Source organism: Lentibacillus halophilus, assembly GCF_055395055.1.
Genome location: NZ_AP043750.1, coordinates 2,878,902 through 2,904,820, shown reverse-complemented (window position 1 = coordinate 2,904,820; position 25,919 = coordinate 2,878,902). Strand labels below are relative to the sequence as shown.

General features: G+C 45.2%; 23 protein-coding genes. 22 read left to right on the top strand and 1 reads right to left on the bottom strand.

Annotated elements, in window-relative coordinates:
* Positions 1–78: 78 nt before the first annotated feature.
* The 3 genes from ACZ5Q7_RS14315 to ACZ5Q7_RS14305 all read left to right on the top strand — a co-directional run bounded on the left by ACZ5Q7_RS14315 (position 79) and on the right by ACZ5Q7_RS14305 (position 3,660).
* Complete coding sequence (locus ACZ5Q7_RS14315) at positions 79–1,524, top strand: S41 family peptidase (RefSeq protein WP_343753835.1); 1,446 nt, start codon at positions 79–81, stop codon at positions 1,522–1,524.
* A 166-nt stretch (positions 1,525–1,690) separates the two neighbouring features.
* A complete protein-coding gene (locus ACZ5Q7_RS14310) occupies positions 1,691–2,884 on the top strand; it encodes a PDZ domain-containing protein (protein WP_464432940.1) in 1,194 nt (397 codons plus the stop codon).
* A gap of 230 nt (positions 2,885–3,114) precedes the next feature.
* Positions 3,115–3,660: a YkoP family protein gene (locus ACZ5Q7_RS14305; RefSeq protein WP_343753831.1), complete on the top strand. Its 546-nt coding sequence runs from the start codon at positions 3,115–3,117 to the stop codon at positions 3,658–3,660.
* Here ACZ5Q7_RS14305 and ACZ5Q7_RS14300 read toward each other — a convergent pair.
* Positions 3,657–4,490 carry a metallophosphoesterase gene (locus tag ACZ5Q7_RS14300; protein ID WP_343753829.1) on the bottom strand — a complete coding sequence of 278 codons (834 nt, stop codon included), beginning with the start codon at positions 4,488–4,490 and terminating at the stop codon, positions 3,657–3,659. The genes ACZ5Q7_RS14305 and ACZ5Q7_RS14300 overlap by 4 nt on opposite strands.
* 95 nt (positions 4,491–4,585) lie before the next feature.
* Here ACZ5Q7_RS14300 and ACZ5Q7_RS14295 point away from each other — a divergent pair, with 95 nt between their 5' ends.
* The 19 genes from ACZ5Q7_RS14295 (at position 4,586) to ACZ5Q7_RS14205 (ending at position 25,900) form a co-directional block, all read left to right on the top strand.
* Positions 4,586–5,695, top strand: coding sequence for an MGDG synthase family glycosyltransferase (locus ACZ5Q7_RS14295; RefSeq protein ID WP_343753827.1), 1,110 nt, complete (start codon positions 4,586–4,588; stop codon positions 5,693–5,695).
* Between the two features lie 242 nt (positions 5,696–5,937).
* Entirely contained in the window at positions 5,938–7,920 is a 1,983-nt protein-coding gene (gene uvrB / locus ACZ5Q7_RS14290) for an excinuclease ABC subunit UvrB (RefSeq protein WP_343753825.1), read from the top strand.
* Between the two features lie 7 nt (positions 7,921–7,927).
* Complete coding sequence (gene uvrA, locus ACZ5Q7_RS14285) at positions 7,928–10,807, top strand: excinuclease ABC subunit UvrA (RefSeq protein WP_343753823.1); 2,880 nt, start codon at positions 7,928–7,930, stop codon at positions 10,805–10,807.
* A 202-nt stretch (positions 10,808–11,009) separates the two neighbouring features.
* Positions 11,010–11,363 (top strand): YojF family protein, encoded by a 354-nt coding sequence (locus ACZ5Q7_RS14280; protein WP_343753821.1) that lies wholly within the window; start codon positions 11,010–11,012, stop codon positions 11,361–11,363.
* Positions 11,364–11,432: 69 nt separating this feature from the next.
* On the top strand, positions 11,433–12,104 hold the full coding sequence (gene bshB2 / locus ACZ5Q7_RS14275; protein WP_343754212.1) for a bacillithiol biosynthesis deacetylase BshB2: 672 nt from the start codon (positions 11,433–11,435) through the stop codon (positions 12,102–12,104).
* A gap of 21 nt (positions 12,105–12,125) precedes the next feature.
* Complete coding sequence (locus tag ACZ5Q7_RS14270) at positions 12,126–12,320, top strand: PspC domain-containing protein (RefSeq protein WP_343753819.1); 195 nt, start codon at positions 12,126–12,128, stop codon at positions 12,318–12,320.
* The gene (locus tag ACZ5Q7_RS14265) at positions 12,320–12,676 is read left to right on the top strand and encodes a phage holin family protein (protein ID WP_343753817.1); all 357 of its coding nucleotides are present in this window, start codon (positions 12,320–12,322) and stop codon (positions 12,674–12,676) included. The genes ACZ5Q7_RS14270 and ACZ5Q7_RS14265 overlap by 1 nt, the downstream gene beginning before the upstream one ends.
* Positions 12,677–12,952: 276 nt before the next feature.
* Positions 12,953–13,885: an HPr(Ser) kinase/phosphatase gene (gene hprK / locus ACZ5Q7_RS14260; RefSeq protein WP_343753815.1), complete on the top strand. Its 933-nt coding sequence runs from the start codon at positions 12,953–12,955 to the stop codon at positions 13,883–13,885.
* Between the two features lie 13 nt (positions 13,886–13,898).
* On the top strand, positions 13,899–14,747 hold the full coding sequence (gene lgt, locus ACZ5Q7_RS14255; protein ID WP_343753813.1) for a prolipoprotein diacylglyceryl transferase: 849 nt from the start codon (positions 13,899–13,901) through the stop codon (positions 14,745–14,747).
* A gap of 64 nt (positions 14,748–14,811) precedes the next feature.
* A complete protein-coding gene (gene ppaX, locus ACZ5Q7_RS14250) occupies positions 14,812–15,447 on the top strand; it encodes a pyrophosphatase PpaX (RefSeq protein WP_343753811.1) in 636 nt (211 codons plus the stop codon).
* Positions 15,448–15,450: 3 nt separating this feature from the next.
* A complete protein-coding gene (locus ACZ5Q7_RS14245) occupies positions 15,451–15,966 on the top strand; it encodes an acyltransferase (RefSeq protein WP_343753809.1) in 516 nt (171 codons plus the stop codon).
* Between the two features lie 105 nt (positions 15,967–16,071).
* Positions 16,072–17,511 (top strand): nicotinate phosphoribosyltransferase, encoded by a 1,440-nt coding sequence (locus ACZ5Q7_RS14240; protein ID WP_343753807.1) that lies wholly within the window; start codon positions 16,072–16,074, stop codon positions 17,509–17,511.
* 139 nt (positions 17,512–17,650) lie between these two features.
* Entirely contained in the window at positions 17,651–19,126 is a 1,476-nt protein-coding gene (gene glpK / locus ACZ5Q7_RS14235) for a glycerol kinase GlpK (RefSeq protein WP_464433203.1), read from the top strand.
* Between the two features lie 238 nt (positions 19,127–19,364).
* Entirely contained in the window at positions 19,365–21,026 is a 1,662-nt protein-coding gene (locus ACZ5Q7_RS14230) for a glycerol-3-phosphate dehydrogenase/oxidase (protein WP_343753803.1), read from the top strand.
* Positions 21,027–21,144: 118 nt separating this feature from the next.
* A complete protein-coding gene (locus ACZ5Q7_RS14225; RefSeq protein WP_343753801.1) occupies positions 21,145–22,152 on the top strand; it encodes a tetratricopeptide repeat protein in 1,008 nt (335 codons plus the stop codon).
* A gap of 132 nt (positions 22,153–22,284) precedes the next feature.
* The gene (gene trxB / locus ACZ5Q7_RS14220; RefSeq protein ID WP_343754210.1) at positions 22,285–23,238 is read left to right on the top strand and encodes a thioredoxin-disulfide reductase; all 954 of its coding nucleotides are present in this window, start codon (positions 22,285–22,287) and stop codon (positions 23,236–23,238) included.
* A gap of 337 nt (positions 23,239–23,575) precedes the next feature.
* The gene (locus tag ACZ5Q7_RS14215) at positions 23,576–24,043 is read left to right on the top strand and encodes an NUDIX hydrolase (RefSeq protein ID WP_343753798.1); all 468 of its coding nucleotides are present in this window, start codon (positions 23,576–23,578) and stop codon (positions 24,041–24,043) included.
* Between the two features lie 14 nt (positions 24,044–24,057).
* Positions 24,058–24,942: an RNase adapter RapZ gene (rapZ, locus tag ACZ5Q7_RS14210; protein WP_343753796.1), complete on the top strand. Its 885-nt coding sequence runs from the start codon at positions 24,058–24,060 to the stop codon at positions 24,940–24,942.
* Between the two features lies 1 nt (position 24,943).
* On the top strand, positions 24,944–25,900 hold the full coding sequence (locus tag ACZ5Q7_RS14205) for a gluconeogenesis factor YvcK family protein (protein ID WP_343753794.1): 957 nt from the start codon (positions 24,944–24,946) through the stop codon (positions 25,898–25,900).
* Positions 25,901–25,919 lie beyond the last annotated feature (19 nt).

The window sequence follows — 25,919 nt, the reverse complement described above, 5'->3', positions numbered from 1 at the left end:
CACATTTACGGTGTGATGCCTTTTTAGCTTTTTATCATCTATCAGCCATCCGGGAAATTTATCAATTGGGGTGAGAACATGAAACTGCAGAAGCAACATATTGTTATATTATTGTTCGCTGCATTGATTTTGGCATTTGCCGGTGGATTTACCGGTGTGAAACTGGCACAATCCGGTCCGGAACCAGCGGAGGATGAAGCAGACGGACAAACGAATCAGGACAACGGTAAGTCACCGAAGCAAATGGAAAAAGTGTCACGGGCGTATGACATCATTCAAGAAAACTACTTGCAAGATGTGAAAGACAAGCAACTCATCGACGGTGCGATTAAAGGTATGCTTTCTTCGTTGGACGATCCGTACAGTTCGTATCTTGATGAAGAAATGATGAAGAAGTTTAATCAACAAATTGAATCGTCATTTGAAGGGATTGGTGCGGAGGTAAGCATGGTCGATGGCAAAGTTACGATTGTATCGCCAATCAAGGATTCCCCTGCAGAAGAAGCAGGGCTTCGTCCCAATGATCAAATATTAAGTGTTAATGGTGAAAGTGTATCCGGACTTAATTTACAGGAAGCTGTGCAGAAAATTCGCGGCAAGAAAGGAACGGAAGTCGTGATTGAAGTGCAGCGTGATGGTGTTTCTGAACCTTTCGACGTCACCATGGAACGTGATGATATCCCGGTGGAAACCGTCTACTCGAACGTGAAAACCATTGATGGAAAGAAAACGGGTATTATGGAAATAACATCGTTCTCGGATAAAACGTCAGATCACTTTTCCAAGCAGCTGAAAAAACTGGAAAACAAAGGGATAGATGGTTTGGTTATCGACGTCCGGGGAAATCCAGGCGGAATATTAACCGAAGTTGAAGACATCTTAAAAAACTTTATACCTAAGGACACTCCATACGTTCAAATTGAAAATTCAAATGGGAAGATATCCAAATCGTATTCCAATCTGGATGAGAAAAAGCCATATCCAATCAGTGTACTGATTAATCAAGGCAGTGCTTCTGCATCGGAAATATTGGCCGTGGCCATGAAGGAAACCGGCTATGATGTCGTTGGAACAAAAAGTTTTGGCAAAGGAACCGTCCAGCGGGCCCTTTCACTTGGTGATGGAAGCAGAGTAAAACTGACGCTCGCTAAATGGTTGTCTCCAAACGGCACATGGATTCATGAAAAGGGCGTTAAGCCAACCGTGAAAGTGAAGCAACCCCCTTACTATTTCACCAACCCGGTGGAACTGAAAGAGCCGCTGACATTCAACGATACGGGTGATGATGTGAAAACGATTCAGACAATGCTCAACGGATTGGGCTATGAACCCGGACGCACAGACGGCTATTTCAATCATGATACGGAGGCGGCTGTTAAAGCTTTCCAAATGGACCAGGATATGGAGGTTACTGGAAAAGTGACGGATAAAACAGCGGGACTCCTGGAAACCAAATTGGTCAAACACATTCGCAGTGGTGATGATGATAAACAAATGGACAAAGCACTGAACGTGTTGTATTAATAAATAGATGCGGCAGCGTATGAAACCGCTCCGTATGAATGGCTTCCGCGGGTTTTGACGATACTCGCGGTTTCTTTCTTATTTATGCAGGAAAATACCCATCTCATCCCGAATAAAACAAATAAGATTTTAGTATCACAGTAGACAGTTGCGGAAGGTGATTATCATGGCAGAGACGTGGCTAATGGAATTATGGAATGGAATAGTCAGGTTTTTCCTGAATCCGCTCGTTTATTGGACAGTCATCGTGATCGCTTTATCTGGGGTGATGCGGATTCGACAAGAACGGAAGAACTTTGGTCGAAAGCTGTTCCCCCTGTTTATGGAATCACAGCATACGTGGTCTATTGCCATCGGTTTTGGATTATTGTTATCCATTGTGGCAGTGGGGGCCGGTGTTGTTTTTAACAAGCAGATGATGGACGCCGTGGCACTCGTGACGATGGCGCTCAGTCTGACGCTTCGTTTCACATTTCTTTCACCGGTATACACAATAGGGATCAGCTATTTGCTGCTGTTATTTCTTCCGGTTGCGCTTCCCGACCGGATGTTTCCTTCTTCCATTTTCCCGTCCGCAGTCAATTTCACTGGTCTTGGTTTGTTGCTTGCTATACTTTTGATAGCAGAAGCGCTGTTATTGCAAAAAAGTGGCCGGGATACGTCTTTTCCGGCATTGCAACATGGCCGCCGCGGGCATTGGATTGGTGTTCATCATTTTAAAAAAGTAAGTCTTATACCGTTTTTTATATTAATTCCGGAAGGCCCGATCACAGCGTTTGCATCATTTTGGCCGTTGATCTCGATCAACGGAGAATCGTATGGACTGGCATTGATTCCGTTTGTTATCGGTTTTAATCACGCGGTGCAAGGATCATTTCCGAAAAAAGCTGCCGACGCGATGGTACGACCATTGGTGATTCTTGCTATGACCGTATTATTACTGGCCGTTGGAAGTCTTTACGTGGGCTGGCTTTCATTAGCTGCCATCATAACCGGAATCATTGGCAGAGAGTATATCAATTACAGACATCGTCAGAACGATCGGATGAAAGAATCATTTTTTCATAAAAATGAGCGTGGTATCAAAGTGCTGGCGGTTATCCCGGATACACCCGCTTATCGTTTGGGCATTACAGCCGGCGAAACCGTAACAAAAGTTAATGGAACAAAAATCAATAACATGACAGAATTTTATGCAGCCCTGCAACGAAACGGCGCTTTTTTCAAGGTGGAAATAATTGGAGACAATGGGGAAGCTCGATTGCTTCAAAGTGCATTTTACGAGAAAGACCATCACGAGTTGGGGATTATTTCGGCAAATGCGCGTTCCGGGGAGAAAGCATTCCCTGAAAATGGTTAATCCAAAAACGGCAGACACATCTCGCTGTGTCTGCCGTTTTTCTTTTATTCATTATACGAATTAGGCGAAGATCTGCATCCTCTTCGCAAAAAGTATGACCGATCAGGATATCAAGCAGCTTGTAAAAAATCATCGATATATTCCTGGGTCTGGATGAAAGTTCCTGCTATATTTCTCATCGTTTTAATACAAAATAAAGAAGCCAAAACCGTTACAGAGGGGTAAGAGGTATGAAACATTATTTGTTGAATGTATGGCGTATTATTGATCCGATTTACTACAATTTTACAAAACTTGAATACGTAACGGATCATAGAGACAACAAAACAATATTTCGTGTAAGGTTAACGAAGTACAAAGGTTCCAATATTGTACTGGGGGACGGGACATCCATTTTAAAAAATGACTTGCTTTTGAAAATTCATTTGCATAATGCACGAATGATTCGCGAGCTAAAGAAAGCTAACAGTGAAATGAACAGGGCCGTGCTTATTTATCACATGATACGGAATGACTTGCAGTGTCTTTCCCGGTACGTTCAAACACACAACAGACACCATGACATAAAAGCAATAATAGGTATTACCATGTTATGCAAAGGAACCGGACGTCTCGGATTTGAGACAGCTCCGATCCGGAACACTTGTTATCGTTTTTTAAAAAAAGCTTCATTCCTGCCTATAAGCTTTATTGCCAATGCGTCAAGCCGGAATCCGCCAGTTTATCTATTTATGTCAAAGAATCGATTACTGAATCAATTCAACCATTTTGGTTAGGCGCTTTTGGGACTGCTAACTGGAACCTGGTGAAATGTTATTTCAGGTCTGCTGCCGACCCGGATATTAAGTCCAGTCTGACCAAGTCCCTCACTGATATAAAATGGTGTCTTATTATGACTATGCAATCCTTTTATCCTGTTTTGTCGGGCAAGCTTTCCCATTTTAGCCAAATGGTATGCTTTCGGGTAACAGATTTGACCTCCGTGAAAATGGCCAGCCATGAGATAGTCAAATGAATATCCCTGCATTTCCAATACAACGTTGGGATCATGTGTCAGCACGATATTCGTACCGCATTGAACATCCTGATAAGCTAAAGGCAAATTGCTCCGATTTGTGCTGTAATCATCAATCCCGATAATATTAATGGTTTGTCCATTCACTGTAAGTGTATCACTTTCATTCTGCAAAACGTGAACATCATTTTGTTCCAGCACATCTGTCAAATCCGCCAAATCCTGGCCTTTTAGAACATAGTCATGATTGCCTAAAACAGCATAGATCCCGTAAGCGGGTTTCTTGTTACTCAGAACATGTAAATATGGTAGCAACTTGGGAATGCTTCGTTTTCGATCAAGGAAATCGCCAGTTAGTGCAATCATGTCGACGGGTTCATTTTCCAATTTACGTGCCAGTTGTAATGGGGTTAATGATATGTTCTCCAAGTGCAGGTCAGACAGGTGAAGGATGGATAATGAGGCGTTCTTTTGAGCAGACTCCGATGCGATATTAATTTTATTTATCTGAATATCTTTTGTGTTTCTATAAGATGCAAATAAAAAATAACTGATAAATAAAGTTATCAAAGCAATTATTAAAAATGTCATTACATTACTCCTTTCGATAAAAGTATAGCATGTATGCACAGGTTTTCGCATTGGTAATTCAATCCATGCAAAGGCGTTCTGATGGAGGTGATACGATGGAAACAAAAAACGCTCTATTTTTACCATTCATGCAAATCCCGACAGGTCATCATCATGTTGCAGATGCGTTAATGGAAACCGTTCAGTCGATCCGCGCTGATATGGCATGTGAAAAAGTGGATATACTGTCGTATAGCTATGGAAATATGGAAAAGGCTGTATCCTCCGCTTACCTGAACTGGATCAAATTCTTTCCCGGTGTATATGACCGTCTGTACAGACTTGCTGCTTGTAAGGAACAATCGCTGCATCGACGAAACCGCTTTTATGAGGCAATGTTCCTGTATTTTTTTAAACGGCTTGTAACGCAGCATGATCCGCACATCCTCATTTCCACACATGCACTGCCTTCGAATTTGGCAAGCAGCTTAAAGCTGAAAAATCGGCTGCGATCGATCACGGTGAACGCATATACAGATTTTTTCATCAATGATGTCTGGGGCATCGACGCTATTGATTATCACCTCGTACCAACAGCTGCAGCAAAAACATTCCTTGTTAAAAATGGGGTTTCGGAAGAACGAGTGTTGGTGACCGGAGTCCCTATTCACCCTGTCTTTCAGGCAAAGGAATTCAAAGCAAAAACAGCTGGAACCATAAAGGTGCTCGTAACAGGCGGGAGTTTAGGAGCCGGACTAATTAGGAAACTGCTGTCATCTCTTTCGTCGGAAGCCATCCATTACTACGTGTTATGCGGCAAGAATGAATCATTGCACAGAGAGCTGCTCAGCAAACAGTTTGATAACGTAACACCCATCCCGTACATTGATCATAAAGCGGAAATGAATGCTATTTACGACAGGATCGATGCTGTTCTGACAAAACCGGGCGGGGTCACCATCAGTGAATGCCTGATGAAGCAAAAGCCGATCTTCATGTACGCGCCATTGCCCGGTCAGGAAAAAATAAATGCCCGGGAACTGAACCGTCTCGGTGTGGCTATGATGGTTGACCTCCACAACAACCCGGAACAGGAAATTGTTCGTTTTTTTGGAAGCCAAAGAGAGCAGGAGAATTACCGCAAACAAATACATGATTACCATCGTCAACTTGAGGACAGACCGTTATCAGAACTCTTGGTAAACATATTGAACAATCGGCATTAGCAGACACGCCTGCTAATGTTTTTTTGTCTGTATATGGAATAACTGTCTTCATAGTCGCCCCATTTCCTTACAGGCAAATGCCGTGTGTCGTTACGCTGAGCATGATGCATGATTTTTGCCTGATGAATCGGGTAAAATGGGGATAGACCTAGTCATTAAACGAATGTGTGTTCGCTTTTTCCGTTCAAATAATACAGTCATTATGATAGAATGAAAGGGAACCAGAGAACGGAGGTTTTGGTTTGGAAAATAAATTTGATCTCAAGGCACAGTATGACCCCAGTGGCGATCAGCCTGAAGCCATTGCTGAAATGATTGACAAAGTCAAATCGGGTCAACGGCATCAGACATTGCTTGGTGCAACCGGAACGGGTAAGACCTTCACAGTTTCCAATGTATTGACGGAAATTAATCGGCCGACGCTCGTTATTGCTCATAACAAAACGCTCGCCGGACAACTGTACAGCGAGTTTAAAGAGTTGTTTCCGAACAATGCCGTCGAGTATTTTGTCAGCTATTATGATTATTATCAGCCCGAAGCCTATGTGCCCTCAACCGATACATTTATAGAAAAGGACGCCAGTGTCAATGACGAAATTGATAAACTTCGGCATTCAGCGACGTCTTCCCTGTTTGAGCGGCGCGATGTGCTGGTTGTGGCCAGTGTATCATGCATTTATGGACTTGGTTCGCCGGACGAATATAAAAGTCAGGTTCTCTCACTCCGCATGGGTATGGAAAAGGACCGGGACCAACTTCTGCGCGAACTCGTCGATATTCAGTACGCCCGCAATGATATCGATTTTCAGCGTGGTACGTTCCGTGTACGTGGCGATTCGGTCGAAGTGATTCCGGTTTCCAGAGAAGAACACTGTATCCGTGTTGAATTTTTTGGTGATGAAATTGACAGAATTCGGGAAGTGGATGCCCTGACCGGTGAAATCGTCGGGGACCGGGAACACGTGGCTATTTTCCCGGCATCCCACTTTGTCACAGGAGATGAAAAGCTGAAAAAAGCCATTAAAAACATTGAAAGCGAGCTGCAGGAACGACTGGCGGAACTCCGTGAGCAGGATAGACTGCTTGAAGCGCAACGGCTGGAGCAGCGGACCAACTACGATTTGGAAATGATGAACGAGATGGGCTTCTGTTCCGGTATTGAAAACTATTCCCGGCATTTGACATTCCGTGAGCCGGGAGCGACCCCCTATACATTGATGGATTTTTTTCCGGATGATTTTCTCTGTGTCGTGGACGAATCGCATGTCACGCTTCCCCAAATCAGAGGGATGTACAATGGGGACAAGGCACGTAAACAAGTCTTGGTCGATCACGGCTTTCGTCTGCCGTCCGCACTGGATAACCGCCCGCTGACGTTCGGGGAATTTGAAAAAGAAACGAACCAGCTCATTTATGTTTCGGCAACACCCGGACCGTATGAACGGGAACAAGCGCCGGATGTCACCGAACAAATTATTCGTCCAACTGGCTTACTGGATCCGAAAATCCATGTACGTCCGATCGACGGGCAAGTGGATGATTTAATGGAGGAAATTAATAAACGGGCGCAGCAAAATGAGCGCGTGCTTGTAACGACGTTGACGAAAAAGATGGCCGAAGATTTGACCGACTATTTGAAAGAAACGGGCATTAAAGTTGCCTACTTGCATTCGGAAGTCAAAACGTTGGAACGGATTGAAATTATCCGCGATCTGCGTGTTGGCACGTATGATGTTTTGGTTGGCATTAACTTGTTGCGAGAAGGACTGGATATACCGGAAGTCTCCCTTGTCGCTATACTTGATGCCGATAAAGAAGGGTTTCTCCGTTCAGAGCGCTCCCTGATTCAGACAACTGGCCGGGCAGCGCGTAATGAAAATGGGGAAGTCATTATGTATGGAGATAAAGTGACCAAGTCCATGCAGGTGGCGATTGATGAAACCAATCGCCGTCGTGAAAAACAAATGGCTTATAATGAGAAACATAATATTACACCGACAACGATCCGAAAAGAAGTCCGGGACGTCATTCGTGCAACAGTGGCCGCAGAGGATAGCGAATCGTATGAAGGCAGACATGTGGATACGTCCGAGATGAGCAAAGCTGACAAAGCGGAAATGGTAAAAAACATGGAAAACGACATGAAGCAAGCTGCCAAAGATCTCGACTTCGAGAAAGCTGCCGAGCTTCGTGATATTATTCTGGAACTCAAAGCGGAAGGGTGACTCGTTCATGCCCAATAAAGCAATTAACGTTCAAGGTGCACGTGCACACAATCTGCAAAATATTGATGTCTCGATCCCTAAAAATGAGCTTGTCGTATTCACGGGTTTATCCGGTTCCGGCAAATCCTCGCTGGCATTTGACACCATTTATGCGGAAGGACAGCGACGATACGTTGAATCGCTGTCCGCCTATGCCCGGCAATTCCTAGGCCAGATGGATAAACCGGATGTGGATGCCATTGAAGGTTTGTCACCGGCCATTTCAATCGATCAGAAAACAACGAGTAAAAACCCGCGGTCAACAGTTGGAACGGTAACGGAAATTTATGACTATCTGCGGCTGTTGTATGCCCGCATTGGTCGACCGACCTGTCCCGAACATGGAATAGAAATTAGCTCCCAGACTGTTCAGCAGATGGTTGATCGGATTTTGGAATACCCGGAACGGACCAAGATGCAAATTCTTGCACCGGTTATATCAGGCAAAAAAGGCGAACACACCAAAACAATTGATTATCTCAAGCAGAAAGGGTACGTCCGGATTCGTGTCGATCAGGAAATGCGAGAAGTGACAGACGACATTCAATTGGAAAAAAATAAATCCCACTCGATTGAAGTGGTTGTTGATCGTATCATAGTTAAAGAAGGTATCGCCGGACGACTCAGTGACTCGATTGAAACCGCACTTGGCCTTGGTGACGGTAAAATGATGGTGGATATTGTCGACGGTGACGAACTGATGTTCAGTGAAAACCATGCTTGCCCCATCTGTGGTTTTTCGATTGGTGAGCTGGAGCCAAGGCTGTTTTCGTTCAACAGTCCGTACGGGGCCTGTCCAACGTGTGACGGTCTCGGCACCAATCTGGAAGCAGATCTCGAGCTGGTGATTCCGGATCATGACAAAACATTGAACGACCATGCCATTGCAGCGTGGGAGCCGATCAGTTCGCAGTATTACCCACAACTTTTGAAAAGTGTCTGTGATCATTACGGCATTGATATGACGATACCGGTGAAAAATATACCGAAACACCAAATGGATAAAATCTTATATGGAAGCGGCCATGAAAAGATTCATTTTTATTATGTCAATGACTTTGGCAATGTCCGTGACAACGATATTTATTTTGAAGGGGTTCTTCCTAATATAGCCCGACGGTACCGCGAAACATCCTCCGATTTTACTAGAGAAATGCTGGGGAAATACATGGACCACAAGCATTGTCCGGACTGTGGCGGTCACCGGCTTAAAAAAGAAGCCCTTGCAGTACGGATAAATGGTAAGCATATAAGTGACGTGACGGATTATGCGATTACGAAAGCCAATGCGTTTTTTATGCAGCTTGATTTAACCGAGAAGGAGCAGACGATTGCCGAGATGATTTTGAAGGAAATTACCGATCGTCTGGACTTTATGACCAATGTGGGATTGGATTACTTGACACTCTCCCGGTCGGCAGGAACACTTTCCGGCGGGGAAGCACAGCGGATCCGGCTGGCAACCCAGATTGGTTCCGCGCTGACAGGTGTTCTCTACGTTCTCGATGAACCGTCTATCGGGTTGCACCAGCGGGACAATTATCGCTTAATCAACACGCTGAAACGGATGCGCGACTTGGATAATACGGTGATTGTCGTTGAACATGATGAAGATACTATGTTGGAGGCGGATCACCTGATTGATTTTGGCCCGGGCGCAGGTGATAACGGTGGAAAAATCGTCGCCAGTGACACGCCCGACCATTTAATGAAACATAAAGATTCACTGACAGGCCAATATCTTGCCGGAGATAAATTCATTCCGGTTCCGGTTAAACGACGAAAACAGAATAAACGCCGACAAGTAAAAGTGGTCGGGGGGGAAGAAAACAATCTGAAAAAAGTAGATGCATCGTTCCCGATAGGTCTTATGACGGTTATCACAGGTGTCTCCGGTTCCGGCAAAAGCACTTTGGTGAATGACATTTTATATAAGTCTCTCTCCAAACAATTGCACAGAGCTAAGCAAAAGCCGGGGAAACATCAGCGCATTAACGGTATGGGCAACATTGAAAAAGTCATTAATATTGACCAGTCCCCGATTGGAAGGACACCACGCTCCAATCCGGCTACGTACACCGGTGTGTTCGATCACATTCGCGATGTGTTTGCACAAACGAACGAAGCGAAAGTGCGCGGCTATAAAAAGGGCCGGTTCAGTTTTAACGTCAAGGGCGGACGTTGTGAGGCATGCAAAGGCGATGGCATCATTAAGATTGAAATGCACTTTCTCCCAGACGTGTATGTTCCTTGTGAAGTGTGCCACGGGAAACGATATAACCGGGAAACATTGGAAGTTGAATATAAAGGAAAAAGCATTGCCGACGTCCTGGAGATGACGATTGAAGAAGCACTCGACTTTTTCGGGAATATACCAAAAATCAAACGAAAACTGCAGACGGTTTATGATGTAGGTCTCAGTTATATTAAGCTGGGACAGCAGGCAACTACGCTATCCGGCGGGGAAGCACAACGTGTCAAACTGGCAAGTGAGCTCCACCGTCGCTCCAATGGCAAATCGTTTTATATTTTGGATGAGCCGACGACAGGTTTGCACACCGATGATATTAACAGGCTATTGAACGTGCTGCATCGTCTGGTTGATAATGGCGATTCCGTCCTTATTATCGAGCACAACCTGGATGTCATCAAAACAGCGGACCATATTATTGATCTCGGTCCGGAAGGCGGTGACGGCGGCGGTGAGATTATAGCAACCGGGACACCGGAAGAAATCGCTGAAACAGAAGCCTCCTATACTGGGACGTATTTAAAACCGATACTGGAACGGGACTGGAAACGGATGGAGGCGGCCATGAAAGAACGGGAAAAAGCCGAAATAAATTAGTGAACAAGGAAGCGGCGTTCCTTAAAGGGCGTCGCTGTCCTTATTAGAATGACCGTGATCAAGTAAAACATGCCTGTTATGCGTCTGGAACTGGCCCGACGATTCTTATCTTTCTGAATCCGCACATCGGTTTAAATTTTTGACGATCATCACCCATTTCGATAACCTAATATAAGAAGGTAAATGGTAGGAGGAACAGCACATGGAACCAATTGACATCGAGCACGTGCAACACTGGCTGGAACATTTTATAAACCAGGATGTATACGTTCATTTGGAAACAACCAATGGCGTGTATGCAAGCCATTTTAACGAGAATGCGACCACTGTTGGCGCTTATATACGAAATGCACGAGTACGGTTTTCACAGGCAAAAATTATCGGAAACGGACAAACATATCGCGTTGGTTTAAAATTGGAGCTAGGCTGGGTTTATGCAGAGGGATTGACCGATTGGACGCTCCATAAAGATAGCCAGCTATTGCTCGCCGGCCATGATTACGAGGGACGGTTGATGGTTGCCTTGAATATTAGCAAAACACCACTTGGTGAGTGAGTCGTGTAAACGTAGATATATCCTAATAAACAAAAAACACAAACAAGCAACGAGGGTCAGGTGAATAAAATGGAAACGCATGTCGTTGTTATTTATCCGCATCCGGATGATGAGTCATTTGGTGCGGCAGGTACGATAACTGGATTTCGGGAACAAGGCGTCCCAGTCACGTATTTATGTGGGACATTAGGAGAAATGGGCAGAAACATGGGGACCCCACCTTTCGCTAATCGGGAAACATTGCCGGATATCCGGAATGAGGAGCTGGTCAATGCCTGTAACACATTGGATATTGATTTGCGCCAATTGGGTTATCGGGATAAAACCATCGAGTTTGAGGATAAGCAGGACGTTGCTAAAACGTTGAAGCGTCATTTGGAAGAGCTGAATCCAAGCCTCGTAGTAACCCATTATCCGGAATACGCTATCCATCCGGATCATAACGCTTTGGGGGCAGCTGCTGTGGAAGCCGTCCGCTTGATGGACCCCGAGACACGCCCTGTTGTCTGGGCACAGGCTATTTCTAATGATTATACGAAGGATCTGGGGGAACCGGACATCAATAATGACATTACTGCTCACTTTGAACGGAAGATGGACGCCATTCTCGCTCATCAGTCACAAGCAAAAGGTGTTATGACTCAATTCAGTGAAAGCCCTTCGTTATCGGATGATATCTTTGAAGCAGCTAAAGAACGATTGGGTATGGAAGAGTTTTACGTCTGGCATTTTAGTGAATGAGACCAACGAGGAGGAAAAATGATGAGAAAACGATTATATAGATCCCGTTCTGAGCGAATGATCAAAGGTATATGCGGTGGTCTGGCAGAGTATTTTAACATTGATCCCACCATTATTCGTCTGTTGTTTGCAGCGTTGGCATTTGCCGGCGGTGCGTCCATTTACGCCTATATTATCGGTGTTTTTGTGATTCCGAGTGAAGGGAAGAGTCACTAATGCTGATGCGCTGGGCCATTTCAGTCGTGCTGAACGCCATCGCTTTGACAGCTGCTGCTTGGCTTTTTACGGGATTTTATCTGGAAGGATTCGGAACGGCGCTTTTAGCGAGTGTCATCCTTGGCATTCTGAATACTATTGTAAGGCCTATTCTCGTTATTTTGACAATGCCGATTACGTTGCTGTCGCTCGGTCTGTTTTTGTTCGTCGTCAATGCCGTGACACTCATGATCACACAGGGTGTTATGGATGAATCATTCTCTATTGCCGGATTCGGTACGGCTGTTATGGCGGCAGTGATTCTCGCCATTATCAATATGATTTTGAGCCGATTGGTCAAAGATCGACTAACATAATCATAATTGATCACGTTTCACAGGTACGATTCCTGTGATTTTTTCTGATTTAAATATTCTTTGTTGAAAAAATATGCTATAATGTAATGGGCAATGTCTTTCAGTGGGGGTTTCCCTTTTTCCCCCACTGATGGTACATTGCCTAAATGAGATGTTTACGGGCTGTTCATCCCCCATTTTTACGTATGTGGTTTGCCCACGTTCAGATACGGGGTGTGACAGCCCGTTTGTGTGTGATATATTAATAAACCGCTGTATCCCATGGGGGTTTTATAAATGGTGAAAGTTCGTACCGAAGACTTATTGAAAAATTTCAACTTGACGCTTGTTGCCGGCAAAGATGGCGTTCATCGGGAACTCTTCTCAAGTGATATTCACCGACCTGGTATTGAAATGACCGGCTACTTCGATTATTACCCGAAAGAACGGCTGCAACTGATCGGGAAAACAGAAATGTCCTATTTTCTTGATTTGACCGAAGAGAACAAAAAAGATCGTATGGAACAGCTTTGCACCGATGTTACGCCAGTTATTGTCATTTCACGTGATATGGAGATTCCGGATGTTATTCTCGAGACGGCAGATGAGGCCGGCGTCCCAGTTTTGCATTCACCAAGGCAGACAACTCGTGTTATTAGCCGATTGACGAATTACCTTGAAGGAAAATTTGCACCGTTCACAGCAATACACGGTGTTCTTGTCGATATTTACGGTGTTGGTGTGCTTTTGACCGGCCAAAGTGGTGTTGGTAAAAGTGAAACGGCGCTTGAACTGGTGAAGCGGGGACATCGACTGATCGCGGATGACAGCGTGGAAATTTATCAGGAGGATTATGACCGCCTTATCGGCAATTCGCCGCCATTGATTGAACATTTACTGGAAATACGTGGCCTTGGTATTATTAATGTCATGACGCTTTTCGGGGCTGGAGCGGTCCGTCCTTATAAAAAGATATCCATGATTATTAATTTGGAATTGTGGGATGAGAGCAAGCAATACGACCGGCTTGGTTTGGATGAAGAATCGATGAAAATTATGGATGTGTCGCTTCCAAAATCGACAATACCGGTCCGTCCCGGGCGTAATCTTGCTGTCATCATTGAGGTGGCGGCGATGAATTTTCGGCTTAAGAAAATGGGTGTGAATGCTGCTGAAGAATTTTCGGAACGGCTGACGAAAATGATCGATCAGGAATCGGACACGGAATAGGAGAGTGGTAAGAATGAGCTGCAATGCACCGGCATTGGACCGTGTCTTCATAGAAATTGGGTCACTGTCAATTTATTGGTATGGTGTCATCATCGCATTTGGCCTTTTTTTAGGGTTGTATATAGCAACAAAGGAATCGAATAGGCTGGGGTTACAAAAAGATTTAATGACCGATTTGGTTGTTTTCGCGATTCCGATGTCGATTATTTTTGCCCGGGCCTATTATGTGTTTTTCGAATGGGATCGTTATGCAGGACCTCCGTGGTGGGATATTTTTGCTGTATGGGAAGGCGGTATTGCCATTCATGGGGCATTAATTGGCGCTGTCTTGACAGCTATTATCTATGCACGGATTAAAAACGTTTCTTTCTGGCAACTGGCGGACATTGCCGCGCCAAGTCTGATTCTTGGACAAGCCATTGGACGCTGGGGCAATTTTATCAATCAGGAGGCACATGGCGGCCCGATTTCTGAATCCGTTTATAACAATTTTCATACATATTTACCGGATTTTATAATGAATCAGATGTGCATTGATGGCGTAATGTATCATCCGACATTTCTTTATGAATCGCTTTGGAATATCCTTGTGTTTGTTATTCTTTTGGTGTTGCGACACAAAAATCCGTTACGTGGCGAAGTGTTCCTGAGCTATATCATGGCTTATTCCGCCGGTCGATTCTTTATTGAAGGTATGCGGACGGACAGTCTTTATGTTCCGGGAACGGACATTCGTATGGCACAACTTATCTCCGTTGTGTTGATTGCAGCGGTTGTTGCCCTTATTGTTTACCGGCGCAAGTCGCGCAAAACTCGGAAACGGTATGATGGTCGGAAACGCCAAAAGAATAAGAAGAAGTGATTGGAAGCAGGGGTGTCATGCGTCATTCATGACACCGAATACTATCAAAGGAAGGAAGCATCCTATGGGCATTCATACGGTACTCTTTGATTTGGATGGAACATTGATCGATACGAATGAATTGATTATTGAATCGTTTATGCATACGTTTCATCAATTTGGCAAAAATCTCACACGAGAGGAAGCTATCTCATTTATTGGACCGCCGTTGCGGGATACGTTTCGTCAATATGATCCCGCTCAAGCCGAGGTGATGATGCAGACGTATCGGGAGCATAATAGGATGCATCACGATGATTTTGTGTCGGCATTTCCGAATGTATTGACGACAATCGATCAACTGTATGACAAAAATGTTCAGCTCGGCATCGTCACCACAAAGTTGCGGGGGACCGTCAACATGGGATTGAACGTGACCGGTCTCGATCCGTATTTCCAATCGGTCATTACGCTTGACGATGTCACCTATGCCAAACCGCATCCAGAGCCGGTCGTCATGGCGATGAACGATCTCGGGGCGCGTGCAGAGGCAACATTAATGGTAGGGGATAACTCCCATGACATCGAAGCCGGGAACCATGCCGGGGTGAAAACAGCGGCCGTATCCTGGTCCTTGAAAGACCGGGAAGCTTTACTGGAATGCCATCCAACGTATATGCTGGAAGATATGCGGGATCTTTTCACCATTATAGGAGTGTAGTCGATGCGCAGAACCAATCGATACCCTGTCAAACGGGCCAATTCGTTGTGGCACATTTACGATACCGTCCCTTTTTGGAAGGTCATAAAAAATTTTATTGTCATCCAGTTGGGTCGGTATACGCCTTTTTTACGTATGAAAAATGGGCTGTATCGCACGTTCCTGCGAATGGAAATTGGCGGCAAGACAGCGTTAGCCTTAATGGTCATGCCTGATATTATGTTTCCGGAGAACATTGAAGTGGGGACTAATAGTGTTATCGGGTATAATACGACCATCCTGGCTCATGAATATTTAATCAACGAATACCGCATCGGAAGGGTCGTGATTGGTGATGACGTTATGATCGGTGCCAACACCACTATTTTACCCGGTGTGACGATTGGTGATGGAGCGATTGTATCGTCAGCGACACTTATCAATCGGGACGTGCCCCCCGGGGCGTTTGTGGGTGGCAACCCGATGCACGTCATTTATACAAAGGAAGAAATGGAAGCACGATCAGAGAATAACGATTAAGAGGGAACCCCAATCCATTCGGAGATCATGTCCATCAATTTTAATGCAAGTGCTATTCATATATAATAGCCATCCAATAATAGAGCCAAGCAATGGGGGAGAACAATGGAGTATGAAAATTTAACATTGCACACGGATAAATACCAAATTAACATGATGTATGCACATTGGAAAAACAACTCCCATAATCGAAAAGCTGTTTTCGATGCGTATATACGTGAGAATCCTTTTCATAATGGGTATACGGTATTTGCCGGACTTGAACGAATTGTGCATTACATCAACAACTTGCACTTCACTGAAGACGATATCGATTATTTAAAGCAGCAGGAAGAAGATTATGAGCCCGAATTTTTGGACGAACTGCGCCAATTTTCATTTTCGGGAAACATTTATTCCATGCGTGAAGGCGAAGTTGTGTTTCCAAACGAGCCGCTTATTCGCGTTGAAGCACGTATTTTTGAAGCTCAAATGATTGAAACAGCGCTACTGAATTTTATGAACTATCAAAGCTTGATTGCAACCAAGGCGAGCCGTATCAAACAGGTAGCCGAGGATGATACACTGATTGAATTCGGAACACGCCGGGCACAAGAGGGTGACGCTGCCATTTGGGGAGCACGTGCTTCCTATATTGCCGGGTTTCATGCCACATCCAATATGCGTGCCGGCAAACTGTTTAATATCCCCGCGAAAGGGACGCACGCTCATTCATGGATTCAGGACCATGACAGCGAAGAACAAGCATTCACAAATTTTGCGAAAGCGCTACCCGATCAGGCAGTTTTGCTCGTTGATACATATGATACGCTGCGGTCCGGGATCCCCAATGCCATCAAAACCGGTAAAATGCTTGAAGCCAAAGGAAAAAAACTGAAGGCGATCCGTCTTGATAGTGGTGACTTGGCCCGCCTTTCCATTGAGGGTAGAAAAATGCTCGATGATGCGGGCATGAATCATGTTGAGATTATGGCTTCCAATGAAGTCGATGATGAAGTGATCATGCATCTAAAAATGCAAGGGGCGCAAATTGATTCGTGGGGGGTTGGAACCAAGTTGATCACCGGCGCCAGCAAGCCATCCCTTGGCGGGGTGTACAAGCTTGTCGCCAGAGAGAATGACAACAAACTGATCCCGGTGATTAAACTGTCCGAAGATTTGGAGAAAGTGAGCACCCCGGGCCCCAAAAAAGTTTATCGGATCATTAACCGCAGGACACAGAAGTCGGAAGGGGACTATATTGCACTGGCACATGAAACAGTCGATGATAAACCGCTCAAGATGTTTGATCCGTTTTTTCCACAAAAATGCAAATTTGTGTACGATTACGAAGCAATTGATCTCTTGAAACCAATCTTTGTCAATGGAAAACAGGTGTATGATTTGCCGGCATTGGAGAATATTCACCAGTATCACCAAAGGCAACTTTCTCATATATGGCCGGAAACATTGCGATTGCTGAATCCGCAAACCTACTATGTTGATTTAAGTTACGAGTTGTGGAAGATGAAACAGGAGATGATGGAAGAGCATTCGATGGAGTAAATGAATGAGGGGCGTTTCGTTTCACGTATGGTTGATTAGTCATAAAGAAAGACTGACATGACGATGCTCAGTGCTGTGATTCCGGCTATGTGACATATCCGTTTTTCAGGAGGGATACACGTTGAGTGAGACATTCATTATGTCACTGGATCAAGGAACAACAAGCTCCAGGGCGATTCTGTTTAATCACAATGGCGAGGTTGTAGAGACAGCGCAAAAAGAATTTGAGCAATTTTTTCAACGGCCGGGCTGGGTCGAACATGACGCCAATGAAATTTGGACGTCCATGCTCGCTTGCATCTCTGATGTTTTGCGCAAAGCAGATGCAAATCCGTCGCAAATAGCCGGCATTGGTATAACCAATCAACGGGAAACAACGGTTGTCTGGGATAAACATACAGGCAAACCGATTTACAAAGCCATCGTCTGGCAGTCACGGCAAACCGATGATATTTGCAAGGAATTAAATGACCAAGGGTATGCGGATACCGTTCGTGAAAAAACGGGCTTATTAATTGATGCCTATTTTTCCGGAACCAAAGTGAAATGGATTCTGGACAACGTTGATGGTGCCCGGCAAAAGGCCGATAATGGCGACTTATTATTCGGGACTATGGATACATGGATTGTCTACAAGCTGTCGGGTGGGAAAACACATATTACGGACTATTCGAATGCATCCCGAACGTTAATGTTCAACATTTACGATCTTACGTGGGATGACGAACTATTGGACATACTGGGTGTGCCCAAATGTATGTTGCCTGAGGTCAAAGAATCGTCCGACATTTATGCCCATACGGTTGATTACCATTTCTTCGGTCATAATGTTCCCATCGCTGGTATCGCCGGTGACCAGCAGGCGGCATTATTCGGTCAGGCATGCTTTGAAAAAGGCATGGTGAAAAACACATACGGCACCGGTAATTTCATGTTGATGAATACCGGCGAAAAAGGGGTGCGATCCGATCACGGGTTGCTGACGACGTTGGCTTGGGGAATTGATGGCACCGTCGAATATGCTCTGGAGGGTAGCATTTTTGTATCCGGTTCGGCTATCCAATGGCTTCGTGACGGATTGAAAATCATTGATGCGTCACCACAAAGTGAGGATTACGCAACACGGGTGGATTCAACGGATGGTGTCTATATGGTGCCAGCGTTCGTCGGGCTTGGAACACCATACTGGGATAGCGCTGTTCGCGGCGCCTTTTTCGGAATCACTCGCGGAACGACGCGGGAGCATATGGTTCGGGCCGCCCTTGAGTCCCTCGCCTATCAAACAAAAGATGTTCTCGATGCGATGAATGCTGATTCTGGCATTCATTTAAAAACATTGCGCGTTGATGGTGGCGCGGTGAAAAACAACTTTCTAATGCAATTCCAAAGCGACATGCTTAATGTTCCGGTAGAACGCCCGGTCGTTCAAGAAACAACGGCTCTCGGGGCAGCTTATTTGGCCGGTCTGGCTGTCGGTTACTGGAATGATAAAAACGACATTGCTGAGCAGTGGAAAAAAGAGCGTACATTTAACAGCCAGATGCAGGAAGATACACGCGAGAAACTGTATGCCGGATGGAAAAAAGCTGTCGACGCCGCACGAACGTTCAAATAGATTCGCTGTTGTATGAATGGTTTACGATATTGGCTCTGTAAAAAGAGAAACAAAGCGTTTGAGTGTCAATCATGCCATCGGTCGTGTAATCATAATAACCTATGTTGGAGAAACGGGGAAACCGCAAAAGAGCCGATGATCGTTTGTCATTGGCCTGTTTCGCGGTTTCTTTTTAATCGGGAATAAACAGTGCGTTGTTCAAGTTATAAACGGTACAAGAACAAGGAGTGAATGGACGATGGCCGTATTTTCCAGTCATCAAAGAGATGCTATTTTTGAAGAAATGGAAGGCACGCAGTTCGATGTCATCGTCATTGGCGGTGGCATTACCGGTGCCGGTATTGCGCTTGATGCCACAGTTCGGGGGTTTGATACCGCCGTTGTGGAGATGCAGGATTTCGCAGCGGGCACATCAAGCCGATCCACCAAACTTGTTCATGGCGGGCTGCGTTATTTAAAACAGTTGGAAGTCAAAACGGTGTCCGAAGTCGGAAAAGAACGCTCAATCGTCTATGAAAACGGACCGCATGTAACGACACCTGAATGGATGATGTTGCCGTTTTATAAGGGAGGGAACTTCGGCCCGCTGACATCCAATATTGGGTTGCGTATCTATGACTTTTTGGCAGGGGTGAAACAAGACGAACGACGACAAATGCTGAAGCCGGAAGAAGCGGTGATCAAAGAGCCACTTGTGAACAGAGACGGGCTGCAGGGCGCTGGGTACTATGTGGAATACAAAACCGATGATGCGCGGCTCACGGTGGACGTGATGAAAAAGGCCGTCGAAAAAGGCGCACATGCTGTGAATTATGCCCAAGCGGTTGATTTCATTTATCAGTCCGGCAAAATAGTTGGTGTGTTAGTGGAAGATGTAATCACCGGCCGGAAGCTGCCTATTCACGCCAAGAAAGTTATCAATGCAGGTGGACCATGGGTGGATGAGCTTCGTGAAATGGATGGTTCCAAACGAGGAAAAACACTTCATTTAACAAAAGGGGTTCATCTTATTTTTCCGAAGAGCCGGTTTCCGTTGCAGCAGGCGATTTATTTTGACGCGCCGGATGGACGGATGATTTTTGCAATTCCCCGCGGTAACAAAACGTATGTAGGCACGACGGACACCAGCTTTGATGGACATATAGCCCATCCGGTGATGACCGTTGAGGACCGGGATTACTTATTGGAGGTCATTAATGCCATGTTCCCGTCACTCAATATGACAGCCGATGACATGGATTCAAGCTATGCCGGGCTGCGACCGCTAATAGCCGACGAAGGAAAAGATAATCCCGATGACATCTCACGCAAAGACGAGATATTCATTTCGCATTCAGGCTTGATTTCCATGGCAGGAGGGAAATTGACAGGATATCGTAAAATGGCTGAACAGGCCGTTGACGTGGTGGTGAATCAGTTTAAAGAAGACGAAGGGATTCTGTATTCGGAATCGGAAACAGAGCATTTGCCGATAAGCGGCGGAGACGTCGGAGGTTCAGCAGGTTTTAGGCATTATATGGAACGAAAAATGGCTGAGGCCAAAGCACTGGGAATACATGAAGAGACAGCATCCCAGCTTATTCAGCGATACGGCGCTAATGCGGATACCATTTTCACGCTGTATCGGGAAAAACAAACGGACGCTGAGGAAATTGGCATCGATTCCATTATTTTGGCGGAATTGATTTATTCAATGGAGTATGAAATGGCTTATAAACCGGCTGACTTTTTTGTGCGACGGACAGGAGCCCTGTTTTTTGACATTGATGTCGTCCGGGCTCATAAAGATGATGTTATCAATTATATGGCCGATGTATTGCATTGGGATGAAAGACAGACGCAAATGTATACAGATGACCTTGATCAGTTATTGCATGAGGCGGTGACCCCTGCTGAATGAGCGGGAATGCTTCAATGAATGGACACTTGTACAAACGTCATGTTTCATCCGTATGTCAATCGTCCTGTATATATGGTATACTTTGTACGGCAAGTTTTGACACATAGGGGGTGCCGACATGAAACAAAATCATAACCCTGCACCAGGTGAGGGTAAGGAAAATATTGTCCCCTTTATTCCGGACGGTGATTTTTATTTTAAGAAAGGCGTCGACGCATTTCAAAAGCATAAATTCGATCGTGCGGTAAAATGGTTGCAGAAAGCAATAGAAGAAAAACCGGATAATCCGTTATATCAGTGCCAGTTATCAATTATTTATACGGAAACCGGCTCGTATCATACGGCTAATCAAATACTGTTGAATGTGCTGGAAACATCAGGTGACAGTTATGTTGATTGTTATTATTTGCTTGCCAATAATTGCGCCCATTTGGGACAGTTGCATGATGCAAAAGAATATGCAGAATCATATATTAATAAAAACCCGAATGGGGAATTGCGAGAAGATGCGGAACAGTTAATGGCCCTAGTGGACAACGATGATTCAGACGAAAATGACGAGGAATCGGGTCAGGAAGACGAACAGCTCACTTATCATGAAATGGTGTGTCATCATATGGAACGTCAAGAATGGGACAAGGCATTGCCGTTGCTTGAAGACATGTCAACGTTATTTCCGGAAGATGACCACGTCCGGCATGATTATGCGTATGCGCTATTTTTCGCGGGATATGGCGAAAAAGCTCTTGGCATGGAACAAACATGGTTGGAAGAAGATCCCGAATCGTTGCACGCCCGTGGCAATCTGGCGGTGTTTTATGATGCACGTCAACAGCATGATGCCTGCCAACATCACATAAACATGTTGCGAAATGTATATCCGGTGCAGGAGCAACAAAAACTGCGAATAGCTGTCACATTTGCTCAAACTGGACAATATGACGAGGCGTACACACGATTCCGGAGTATCAATGATCAACAGATGGACCTCATGTCTTATTATAAATGGTACAGCACAGCAGCCTATCAACTGGAGAAGCCGACCAAAGCATTTTCCATATGGGAGAAAGGGTGTGAACGTCATCCCGAACTCGCTGACGAAAAACGTCCATGGGATGCGGAATGATTCCGACTGAAACAAGAGAAAGGAATCACCGCTGAATGATGTTTCACGTTGTAAGCATTAAGGTGGACGAAAATGTCGTCTTGCTTTACGATGAATATGGATGGCAAGAATAGTGAAGAAAGGGCTGATAACATGGCCGAAGAGCGTATGTATGATGTTATTATTGCTGGTGCCGGTCCTGCGGGTATGACTGCCGCTGTTTATGCATCGCGTGCGGATTTGGATACACTGATGCTTGAACGCGGAATCCCGGGAGGACAGGTTTCCGATACAGAAGATGTGGAAAACTATCCCGCTTTTGACTATATTTCGGGGCCGGATTTATCCAATAAATTATATGAGCATGCCGAGAAATTTGGTGCTGAGTATGCCTATGGCGATATTAAAAGCATTGATGATCACGGAGAATATAAAACGATTAATGCCGGTAAGAAACAGTATCATACACGGACACTGATCATTGCAACAGGTGCTGAGTACAAGAAACTCGGTATTCCGGGTGAAGAAGAGTTGGGCGGACGCGGTGTCTCGTATTGCGCCGTTTGTGATGGTGCCTTTTTTAAAGGAAAAGACTTGATCGTGATTGGCGGTGGGGACTCCGCCGTTGAAGAAGGCATGTATTTGACACGGTTCGCCAATAAAGTCACCATCGTGCATCGCCGTGATAAACTGCGTGCGCAAAAAATTCTTCAGGACCGTGCTTTTGACAATGAAAAAATAGAATTTATCTGGAATACGGAAGCCAAACAAATTAATGGTCCGAGCGGCAAAGTGGAAAGTGCCACATTGGTTAATAATCAAACCGGTGAGGAGTATGATCACGCCATCGATGGAATTTTCATTTATATCGGTTTGCTGCCGCTGAATGAGCCGTTCGAGTCGTTGGGCATCACGAACGATGAAGGTTATGTCGTCACGAATGAAAATATGGAAACATCCATACCGGGCGTGTTTGCGGCAGGCGATATTCGTGAGAAATCGCTCCGGCAAATTGTGACCGCTACGGGTGACGGAAGCATTGCAGCAGAGGAAGCCCAGAAGTATATTGAAGATCTGATGGAAGAAATAAAAGCAGCACAAACGTAAACGTTCCGTAACGGGGGGGGATCGAACGCGGGACATGATGATTGACGTACAAAAGCATGGTGTCACCGCAGTTCGACTTCTTGAGATATGTCATCAAAAGTAATGACATTTTAATTCTGTTGTAACCCGTACGAAACAATGATTCGTTATAATGGAATTACTAATTGACCCCCTTTAATAATAAATTAGTTTTCTGCAGGTGATGATGCACCTGCATTTTTTTTGGTTTCATATCCGCGTTGGATGAATGACGTTTGTGACGCTTGTTGGGCGCATCCCTTTCATTGTATAATAAGTATAGTGTTTGGATCGTTGAGCTGAAAGAAGTGAAACAGTCATGCAGCGTGTAACCAATTGCATAGTCATATCGAATGGAAACGTTCTATTAATAAAAAAACCGCGCCGAGGCTGGTATGCTATTCCCGGGGGCAAAATGGAACCGGGTGAAACCATTAAAGAATCCGCCATCCGTGAATTTCAGGAAGAAACCGATTTGCAGCTTCATGACCCAAGACTGGTCGGTGTATTTACTTTCATGATTTACCGCCATAACGACCTGGTGCAGGAATGGATGATGTTCACATTCACTGACTCTGAACCAGAAGGTGTGATGTCTCACTTTTGCAAAGAAGGCGAACTGGAGTGGGTGGCACTGGAGGCCATTGACGATGTGCCGATGGCGGAAGGAGACAGAAAGATTTTTGACCATGTGTTGTCTTCCGATGAATCCATTTTATACGGATCGTTTTCCTACACAGAGGATTATGAACTGCTGTATGTGCGTCTTGATCCCACACGGTCATGAAGGGGAGCGTTGTTATGTGGAACAGTGAACAGGATACGAAATTGGTTATTATTACAGGCATGTCGGGGGCGGGCAAGACCGTAGCCATACAAAGCTTTGAGGATCTCGGCTATTATTGTGTTGACAATTTACCGCCCGCTTTACTGCCGAAGTTTTTGGAACTAATGAAAGATGCACGGAATAACATTCGTAAAGTGGCGCTTGTCATGGATTTACGCGGAAGAGAATTTTTTGATTCGCTGTTTGAAGCTCTCGACATATTGGAAGAAGAAAACTGGCTGAGAGAACACATCCTTTTTTTGGACGCACAAGATGAGGCATTGGTGAAACGGTATAAAGAAACGAGGCGGTCACACCCGCTTGCATCAGAAGGGTTGCCCCTTGAGGGAATTACACAGGAACGCACCATTCTTGATGAATTGCGGGGCAGGGCGCAGCGAATTATTGACACAACAACGCTTAAGCCAAAACAATTACGGGATAAAATACTTCGGACATATATGGAAGGAAAACAGGAGATCTTTTCGGTGAATATGGTGTCATTTGGCTATAAATACGGCATACCGATCGATGCGGATTTGGTTTTTGATGTTCGGTTTTTGCCAAACCCGCATTATGTGCCGTATATGCAGCCCATGACGGGCTTGAATTCAGAAGTCTCCTCATACGTTTTTAAATGGGTTGATACACAGAAGTTTAATGAAAAGGTGCTTGATTTGCTGCAGTTCATGCTTCCGAAATATAAAAAAGAAGGCAAGTCACAGCTTGTCGTTGGAATTGGATGCACGGGTGGGCAGCATCGGTCGGTAGCTATTGCCGAATACTTTGCCAAACAGCTTGCCACCAACTATATCACCCATGTCAGTCACCGTGATATGGATAAAAGAAAGGACCATTAATATGAACGGCGGAAAGAGACCGAATATCACTGTCATTGGCGGTGGTACGGGAATGCCTGTTCTTCTGCGTGGATTAAAGAATTTGCCGATTGATCTGACGGCCCTGGTGACTGTTGCGGATGACGGTGGGAGCACGGGGCGGTTGCGACATACGATGGGGATGCCGGCACCCGGTGATATCCGGAATGTGATTGCAGCGCTTTCTGATGCAGAACCAATGCTTTTGGATCTGTTTCAGCACCGGTTTGCTGAGGGAAATGGGCTAACCGGACATTCCATGGGCAATCTTCTTCTGGCGGCAATGACGTCGTTAACGGGTGATTTTTTCACGGGGATTAAAGAAATTTCCCGAGTGTTGAATGTAAAAGGGACGATTTATCCCATTTCCAACCAGAGTATGTCCTTGCACGCACGAATGACAGACGGCACGATTGTTTCAGGTGAATCGAACATTCCTCTTGCCAACAAAAAAATCGAACGCATTTTTTTGCGTCCGGAGCCGGTTCAGCCGCTTCCCAACGCTGTGGAAGCTGTCAGGAATGCTGATTTGGTCGTGGTGGCTCCGGGCAGCCTGTACACAAGTATCTTGCCGAATATGATCATCCCGCAAATGATTGGCGCATTAAAACACGCGAAAGGAAACGTTGTTTATATCTGCAATGTGATGACACAGGCTGGGGAGACAACAGGTTATACGGCGGCAGACCATGTTGAGGCCATCCGTCATCATATCGGAGAGTCATGCATTGATACGATTGTTGTCCATAATGAACCGATCAGTCAACGCGTTCGTAATGTTTATGCCGAGGAAAATGCCTCTCCCGTTGTCTATGATACAGACCGACTGGTGGATATGGGGCTGGAAATCATTGAGGGTGATATCATCAATCCATCCAAAACGACATTGCGGCATGATACGGAAAAGGTAGCGAATTTGCTTTATTCCATCATTAATTAGATCGAATGGAATTGATGGA

Bases quoted from the DNA above. Each gene is read 5' to 3' on its own strand.
- ACZ5Q7_RS14315 (WP_343753835.1), top strand. From the start codon at position 79: ATGAAACTGCAGAAGCAACATATTGTTATATTATTGTTCGCTGCATTG.
- ACZ5Q7_RS14310 (WP_464432940.1), top strand. From the start codon at position 1,691: ATGGCAGAGACGTGGCTAATGGAATTATGGAATGGAATAGTCAGGTTT.
- ACZ5Q7_RS14305 (WP_343753831.1), top strand. From the start codon at position 3,115: ATGAAACATTATTTGTTGAATGTATGGCGTATTATTGATCCGATTTAC.
- ACZ5Q7_RS14300 (WP_343753829.1), bottom strand. From the start codon at position 4,490: ATGACATTTTTAATAATTGCTTTGATAACTTTATTTATCAGTTATTTT.
- ACZ5Q7_RS14295 (WP_343753827.1), top strand. From the start codon at position 4,586: ATGGAAACAAAAAACGCTCTATTTTTACCATTCATGCAAATCCCGACA.
- uvrA (WP_343753823.1), top strand. From the start codon at position 7,928: ATGCCCAATAAAGCAATTAACGTTCAAGGTGCACGTGCACACAATCTG.
- ACZ5Q7_RS14280 (WP_343753821.1), top strand. From the start codon at position 11,010: ATGGAACCAATTGACATCGAGCACGTGCAACACTGGCTGGAACATTTT.
- bshB2 (WP_343754212.1), top strand. From the start codon at position 11,433: ATGGAAACGCATGTCGTTGTTATTTATCCGCATCCGGATGATGAGTCA.
- ACZ5Q7_RS14270 (WP_343753819.1), top strand. From the start codon at position 12,126: ATGAGAAAACGATTATATAGATCCCGTTCTGAGCGAATGATCAAAGGT.
- ACZ5Q7_RS14265 (WP_343753817.1), top strand. From the start codon at position 12,320: ATGCTGATGCGCTGGGCCATTTCAGTCGTGCTGAACGCCATCGCTTTG.
- hprK (WP_343753815.1), top strand. From the start codon at position 12,953: ATGGTGAAAGTTCGTACCGAAGACTTATTGAAAAATTTCAACTTGACG.
- lgt (WP_343753813.1), top strand. From the start codon at position 13,899: ATGAGCTGCAATGCACCGGCATTGGACCGTGTCTTCATAGAAATTGGG.
- ppaX (WP_343753811.1), top strand. From the start codon at position 14,812: ATGGGCATTCATACGGTACTCTTTGATTTGGATGGAACATTGATCGAT.
- ACZ5Q7_RS14245 (WP_343753809.1), top strand. From the start codon at position 15,451: ATGCGCAGAACCAATCGATACCCTGTCAAACGGGCCAATTCGTTGTGG.
- ACZ5Q7_RS14240 (WP_343753807.1), top strand. From the start codon at position 16,072: ATGGAGTATGAAAATTTAACATTGCACACGGATAAATACCAAATTAAC.
- glpK (WP_464433203.1), top strand. From the start codon at position 17,651: ATGTCACTGGATCAAGGAACAACAAGCTCCAGGGCGATTCTGTTTAAT.
- ACZ5Q7_RS14230 (WP_343753803.1), top strand. From the start codon at position 19,365: ATGGCCGTATTTTCCAGTCATCAAAGAGATGCTATTTTTGAAGAAATG.
- ACZ5Q7_RS14225 (WP_343753801.1), top strand. From the start codon at position 21,145: ATGAAACAAAATCATAACCCTGCACCAGGTGAGGGTAAGGAAAATATT.
- trxB (WP_343754210.1), top strand. From the start codon at position 22,285: ATGGCCGAAGAGCGTATGTATGATGTTATTATTGCTGGTGCCGGTCCT.
- ACZ5Q7_RS14215 (WP_343753798.1), top strand. From the start codon at position 23,576: ATGCAGCGTGTAACCAATTGCATAGTCATATCGAATGGAAACGTTCTA.
- rapZ (WP_343753796.1), top strand. From the start codon at position 24,058: ATGTGGAACAGTGAACAGGATACGAAATTGGTTATTATTACAGGCATG.
- ACZ5Q7_RS14205 (WP_343753794.1), top strand. From the start codon at position 24,944: ATGAACGGCGGAAAGAGACCGAATATCACTGTCATTGGCGGTGGTACG.